Raw genomic sequence first — 6560 nt, 5'->3', positions numbered from 1 at the left:
TTTCTCGTAGCCCCTCGCATGGTATAAACTCAAAACCTTTTCTAATTACTTGCCTGCTGATGGAAAAGGAGTAAAACCATGAAGATTACAGAGTACAAAAAGAAAGATGGATCAGTAGTTTACCGTTCCAGCGTTTATCTTGGCATCGATACCGTAACGGGTAAGAAAGTCAAGACAACTATTTCAGACAGAACTAAGAATAGGCTCAAAAGCAAGGCTATCCAAGCCAAGGTAGAGTTTGAAAAAAACGGCTCAACGGTTATAAAAGCCGTTAATGTTAGCACCTATCAGGAATTGACGGAACTCTGGCTAGAAAATTATTGCCATACAGTCAAACATAGCACCCTTATAGGCGCAAAAAACAATATAAAAAAGTATCTCCTACCAGCCTTTGGAGACTACAAACTGGATAAACTGACGCCCCCTATTATTCAGCACCAGGTAAACCAGTGGGCAATAGATTACAATCAACTAGGGAAAGGTTATCAGCAATATAACCAACTCCATGCCTTAAATAAGCGAATATTATCCTATGCCGTTTCCTTGCAAGTCATTTCTTCAAATCCAGCTAGGGATATCATCGTCCCACGGCGCAAACCCAAAGAAGGGAAAAAACTGAAATATCTGGATGACGATAATTTGAAAAAATTCTTAGATTATCTGGATCAGTTGCCAAACACTTACAAAAATTTCTCTGATACGGTGTTATATAAGACACTTCTAGCAACTGGTTTGCGTATTCGTGAGTGTTTAGCCTTGAAATGGTCTGATATTGACCTACAAAACGGGAGCATTTCAGTTACCAAGACTTTAAACACCCTCAAGGAAATCACTAGCCCTAAAAGTAAAAGTAGCATTAGAGAAATAGCACTTGATACCAAAACGGTACTCATGCTTCGGCTCTATAAAGCAAGACAATCCCAAATAGGTAGGGAGATAGGGGTAACTTTTGAAAAAGTGTTCTCTGATACCTTTGACAACTATAGAGAAGCTGGGGCGCTTAGATTTAGACTAGAAAAGCATTTAAAACTGGCTGATTGTCCTCGTTTGAGTTTCCACGCTTTCCGACACACCCACGCTAGTCTATTGCTTAATGCTGGCCTGCCTTACAAAGAAATCCAAGCACGGCTAGGCCATTCTAAAATTTCAATGACTATGGATATCTATAGTCACCTATCCAAAGACAATGAGAAAAAGGCTACTTCCTTTTATGAAAAAGCTATCGAGAATCTACAAAGTTCCTAAAAAGTTCTTAAAATTCATCATTAAGGGACAAAAAACGGCTATATCAAGGGGTTTCAGCTTTTTCTCACATTTTGAGTTACAAAATGATAAGCAGATAAGCAAAGCAATAACTTGCCTTAATTCCTTACCAAATAGTATGGAGAATGGACTTGAACCAAGAGGGAACGCCGAGAAAATGCAAAAAAGCACTTAGAAAAATCTAAGCGCTCAAGAGTAGTGGACGGTGTGCCTGTCCCGTCATCTCATACTATGAAGTTGCGTAGCGACACTATCATTTCTACCTCACTTCTCTTTAAACTAATTATATCATAAAGGAGTAGTAGCTTGACCACTGACGAAGTAGAAAAGAAGCTAAAAAGCATTAAAAATTTTGATAAAGCAATTCAGAGACTAGACTTAGACTTGAAGATAAGTGATTGTATGATGTAGGACGTAAGATATTCGCAAGACGATTTATAGATAGATTAAAGCTATTTCAGTTATATGAGGTACTGGTTGATTTTATCAGTAATTTCAATTTCCTTGATTTCATTTTCAAAGAGTTTAATCCATCTGGTTCCAAAATTAACGGATAACCCATCAAGTTCTTCATCATGGACATCTTTGTCTTCGTAAAGAGCTACGCCTTTAAATATTTGGCCGTCAATATCGGTGATTCTGACAACCTTGTTATTAAATTCTTTAAGTTCCATCAGTCTCTCCTTTCGTGGTACTATAGTCTGTTATATTATTGGAATTCCCTTAACATACGCTTCTTTAGCCTCCGCAAGTGTCATTTTATTAGGACCACCATCTATATTAGTTTCTCCTGTATTTTGCCACTGACAAACGTCACAGATATCATACACTGCGGTAACAGTACCACATACTGGACAATGGACATATTCGCTACCGTTAATAATGATTAAATTCTCTTTTCCAGTCTTATTCATTTAAGGTTACTCCCAACACTATACAAATATATTAGCTATTTCAATACACTACTTTTTCAATATCATTGATTGTAATTGTTATGGTATCCCAATCTTTCGGAGAATCTCCTATGTCAGCAATAAAAGTATCTTCACTTAACTTTTCGACAATTGTCGCCGTTTGACCGTTTTTTAACAATACTGTATCAAATTCTAGAATTTTTACGATTTTTCTCCTTGTGTAAGCTTCTTTGGCTTCGGCTAGAGTCAATTTATTTGGGCCACCGTCAATATTTATAATACCAGTATTATGCCAACGACAGACGTCACAGATATCATAGTCCATAACTTCAGTTCCGCAAACAGGGCAATGTAACCATAAATATCCATCAATTTCCCATGTCGTTTTTGATCTATCCATATAAATCCCTCCTCCATAAACTCGCCAAACCAGTCTTTTTGGTGAACCGTCAACATTAACCCACTTTTTCATCATTATACTGCAAATCGAAGGGGATTGCTAATAATTGAGTGTGTATTCCAGATGTGGTATGATAGTATTATTAGGTAATAAAAAAGCACGATTGATTGTCCTTTTGTGGGGGTTTTTGTGGTTGAAAAGGACTAGAAAAGGTGTATAATATAGATAAAGAATAGAAGTAGAGAAACATCGGGAACTACGCACCCTTTGGGTATCTGAAAAGCGGGGAATTCCCGTCCCGCCTATTCCAGCACCTAGAGAAATCTAAGTGCTTTTTGATATGGGTTATTTTTGCCTTTTATATACTACGTGGTATAATGAATCTATCAGCAATAAAAAAAGCACGTTTGACCGTGCTGATTTCTTGCCTGCTGAACTCATCATTTTAAGCCCTTTTTTGTTACTCTTTATGTTTTATCAACTTATTTGAATTTAATAGTTTTGGAGAAAATCAAGTTAGATTTAGAGCAGGCTTAGGCCTGTTTTTCTGTACCTAATCATTGCAAGATAATAAAATGTTGTAATATTTTATTGAATCAGATAGGCTTTAGAGCCTTGATATTAAGCACTTTGGGACGTTTTCCCTTAGTGCTTTTTTTAACATTTTACAATAGCTTTTAAGCATACAGCTATAAGTATCTATACGCAGCTAGACCTGTATAGTTTAAAGTGATATAATAGTCTAAAAGGAGATACTACTATGAATGTTTTAGAAAAAAACACACAGGTAAACTTTAAGACTAACAGAGACTTGTTAGAGAAGGCTAAAGCTATTATCACAGCACAAAATCTTGATATGACAGCCAGTTTTAACTTGTTTTTGGAACACATTGTAGAAAATAAAGCCTTGCCATTTGAAACTCAAGTAGATAAAGAAAGAGAAGAACTTCTATCAGGGTTGCGTGCTGAAATTGCCCGTAGCTTTGACGATTTAGAACATGGAAGAACTTACAGCCTTGATGAAGTGAGGGCTAACCTTGGAATTTAACGAGAACGCATATAGCCTTATTATCTCTGAAACGGTACAAGAACAGCTAAGAGGTATTAAAGATTATATCTCAGCTAACTACTTTTCAGAACAGGCAGGAGCAAACACAGTTAAAAATATTCTTTATGGTTTGGAGCGTCTTGAAGTCTTCCCAGAAGCGGGATTTGATGCTGACGAAAGAGTAGGAAGTATTATATACCCACCCCACAAAACTCGATGCATCATTTTAGGCGATTACCTAGCCTTCTATCATATTTTAGAGGATAGAAAAGCTGTCTTTATATCAGATATTATTCATAGCAAACAGGACTACATCCGCTTGTTCAAGAAAAAATAGGCTAAATTCCCAAACTAAGTTCCACCGCTAATCCAAGTGGAAGTTAGTCTGATAAAAATCGTAAAAACCAGTGGAAATCCGTGTCAGGGTAAGTTCCACTGGTTTTAATCATGCTTGATTTTATTGCTTTTGTAACCAAAATGAATCGAAAAAAAGAGCGCACAAAATCCCCTCATCTGAAAGCGTTTCAGATTAAGTTCCGCTATGGTGGAAGTTAGTGTGAGACGTTTGAATGCGGTTAAAGATTAGTTTTTAGAACTTATGTTGGAGTAATGTAGAAGACTGACAAACGTCTTCTGCAGGTATTTTAGAAATACCGAGAAGCTTAGGAATTTCTTCTCCATAGGTAAAGGCAAAGAGTTCATAGGCTGACTTTCCATTCAAAGCAGCACGTTTGACGCTGTTGACATGCGAACAAACGAGATTGATGTCCTCTTGAGTTAAGTTGTCAAAAGAAGTTCCTTTAGGTAGAATGTCGCGAATCAGCGTGTGATTTTTCTCAATTCTGCCTTTCTGGTCAGAGCGATTAGGGTCACAAAAGAATAGCTTACTCTCTCCTCGCACATCCATTTCGATGTCATCAACCCTTGCAAACTCTCCACCATTATCGGTAAGAATGACAGGAAAGAGTTGGAAGAAATCTTTGTCCGCTTGGTGAAGAGTGTTCTTAATATCATAGAGGTGTTTGGTAACCTCAAGGGCAGTTTTATTATCCAGAAGTCTAGCGAAGATAAAGTTACAGAAAGATAGATTGAAGGTGAGTAGGACTTTACCTCCCATTCTACCCATAACCGTATCCATTTCCAGCCAAGAGTCTAGTTGATTCAGTGCTAAATAGTTTTGGAAATCCTCATAGGAACGGCCTTTTTTAGCTTCTTTAGGGATGGAAGGTAGCTTACTTTTCCGTCTTTCTTTGAATTTAACGGCTCTGGCAAGATCAATCGGAGCGATAGACAGGTAACCTTTTCGGATGTGTCGATAGACAGTCGAGGAGCTAACATCAAGGTTATGAGTTTTCAGAATATGATAGATGTGTTGTCCTTTTTTAACCCCATCAGAAATGACTTTGTCCATGTCCCAGAAGGTCTTGGAATTGAGGGGAGTTCCTTCACGAGATTCAACAAGAGTTTGTTCGTACTGTTTTTGAGCTTGTTTAGCGAGGTAGAAGATCTTCTTATAGCCACAGTTTTGTCTTCTTTTAGGGCAGCCATTACAGACAAAGGGAGCTTTACCGAGTAAAGGGCAAGGAAGGTTATGGCATGTAGACTCTCGGACTTGTCTGTTTCGTTTGACTTCTTTAGAAACAGTAGTTGGGTCTTTTAGAATAAGTTGCCCGATAGCTTTGAAGGTTTCACTGCGCTCTAAGCCCAATTGGATATCGTTACGGTCTGAAAGGGTAAGGTGTTTATGTTTTGTCATAGTGAGCCTCATTTCTAACTCAAACGTCTCATACTTAATTCCACCATAAAAATCCGTTTTAGACTAATTTCCACTTTGGTCAGGCAAGTGGAAGTTACTTTGAGAAGTTACCACAGGAGAATTTTTTCATCTTTTTTTGTCAAGTAACTTTACTTTACAAAAAAAATGTGTTATCCTAGTATGGTTGATGAAAATCAGTAGATTGAATCGAATATAAATACCTAAAGGAGAAATCAAAATGGCAGTACCTGCACGTCGCACTTCAAAAGCGAAGAAAAACAAACGTCGTACACACTACAAAGTAACAGCTCCATCTGTAAACTTTGACGAAACTACTGGAGATTACTCACGTTCTCACCGTGTATCACTTAAAGGATACTACAAAGGACGTAAGATCGCTAAAGCTGCATCAGCTGAATAATAGAAGGGAGATACCATGCGCGTAAATATTACACTTGAACACAAAGAATCTGGTGAACGCTTGTACCTTACTTCTAAAAACAAACGTAACACTCCAGACCGTCTTCAATTGAAGAAATACTCACCAAAACTTCGCAAACACGTTGTGTTTACAGAAGTGAAGTAAGCATTCAATACGAATCAATACAGAAGAAAAACGCTGTTCAAGCGTTTTTTCTTTTTGTTAATTTCAGTACATTGCAATGAGAATCATTCGAATGACTATAGTAAAATGAACTCAAACCGCAAGATTCAGTGCTCTATGATTGCTGAATGAGCTCTAAGGAAATATAAAAACAAAAGCTTGAAATATTGGGTGTTATATGTTAGAATGAACTTACAATGTGAGTAAAGTTACAGCATATGTAGCTAAAAAAGCCCCAACGTTCCCGCGTTGAGGTTTTTTTGGCTTATTGCCCCTTAAAGGTTATTTCTTGCGTGAGTTAAGCCATTTCTCAAACAAGGTTGTCAAAATATTGACTACTAAGGGTGCTAGACAAATTGTGATGATAATTTCTAACATCGGCAACACCTCCCTTCATTAAAGTGAGGAGGCCAAAATATTATAGCATCAATATCACGTCATTCCCAAACAAAAACGCCTTTATATAGGCGCTATTTTTTCTTGGGTGACTTCTCAAAGTAACTTCCACTTGCCTGACCGAAGTGGAAATTAGTCTAAAACGGATTTTTATGGTGGAATTAAGTATGAGACGTTTG

The 6560-nt window shown here is 37.4% G+C and carries 8 protein-coding genes and 1 pseudogene; 5 read left to right on the top strand and 4 right to left on the bottom strand.

The window, feature by feature from the left end:
• Positions 1–78: 78 nt before the first annotated feature.
• On the top strand, positions 79–1245 hold the full coding sequence (locus tag SMIDD26_RS09290; RefSeq protein ID WP_061439911.1) for a tyrosine-type recombinase/integrase: 1167 nt from the start codon (positions 79–81) through the stop codon (positions 1243–1245).
• 479 nt (positions 1246–1724) lie between these two features.
• On the opposite strand, the gene SMIDD26_RS09280 is transcribed toward SMIDD26_RS09290, so the two are convergent.
• From SMIDD26_RS09280 to SMIDD26_RS13325, 3 genes and pseudogenes are all read right to left on the bottom strand, one after another.
• Entirely contained in the window at positions 1725–1937 is a 213-nt protein-coding gene (locus tag SMIDD26_RS09280; protein ID WP_061439909.1) for a hypothetical protein, read from the bottom strand.
• Between the two features lie 30 nt (positions 1938–1967).
• On the bottom strand, positions 1968–2177 hold the full coding sequence (locus tag SMIDD26_RS09275; protein ID WP_001044017.1) for a CPCC family cysteine-rich protein: 210 nt from the start codon (positions 2175–2177) through the stop codon (positions 1968–1970).
• A 214-nt stretch (positions 2178–2391) separates the two neighbouring features.
• A pseudogene (locus tag SMIDD26_RS13325) lies at positions 2392–2577 on the bottom strand (CPCC family cysteine-rich protein); the annotation flags it as partial.
• Positions 2578–3337: 760 nt separating this feature from the next.
• On the opposite strand from SMIDD26_RS13325, the gene SMIDD26_RS09260 reads away from it, so the two are divergent.
• Complete coding sequence (locus SMIDD26_RS09260; RefSeq protein ID WP_001101478.1) at positions 3338–3625, top strand: type II toxin-antitoxin system RelB/ParD family antitoxin; 288 nt, start codon at positions 3338–3340, stop codon at positions 3623–3625.
• Complete coding sequence (locus SMIDD26_RS09255; protein WP_061439908.1) at positions 3615–3962, top strand: type II toxin-antitoxin system RelE/ParE family toxin; 348 nt, start codon at positions 3615–3617, stop codon at positions 3960–3962. The genes SMIDD26_RS09260 and SMIDD26_RS09255 overlap by 11 nt, the downstream gene beginning before the upstream one ends.
• A gap of 252 nt (positions 3963–4214) precedes the next feature.
• On the opposite strand, the gene SMIDD26_RS09250 is transcribed toward SMIDD26_RS09255, so the two are convergent.
• Positions 4215–5381, bottom strand: coding sequence for an IS30 family transposase (locus tag SMIDD26_RS09250; protein WP_061439907.1), 1167 nt, complete (start codon positions 5379–5381; stop codon positions 4215–4217).
• Between the two features lie 238 nt (positions 5382–5619).
• Between SMIDD26_RS09250 and rpmF the strand changes: the two genes are divergently transcribed.
• Positions 5620–5802, top strand: coding sequence for a 50S ribosomal protein L32 (gene rpmF, locus SMIDD26_RS09245; protein WP_000290417.1), 183 nt, complete (start codon positions 5620–5622; stop codon positions 5800–5802).
• Between the two features lie 15 nt (positions 5803–5817).
• Positions 5818–5967 (top strand): 50S ribosomal protein L33, encoded by a 150-nt coding sequence (rpmG, locus tag SMIDD26_RS09240; RefSeq protein ID WP_001265622.1) that lies wholly within the window; start codon positions 5818–5820, stop codon positions 5965–5967.
• Positions 5968–6560: the final 593 nt, after the last annotated feature.

The organism is Streptococcus mitis (genome assembly GCF_001579035.1).
Taxonomy (GTDB): domain Bacteria; phylum Bacillota; class Bacilli; order Lactobacillales; family Streptococcaceae; genus Streptococcus; species Streptococcus mitis_J.
Note: the sequence above shows the minus strand (reverse complement) of the source record. Positions and strands in the feature narration are given on the sequence as shown.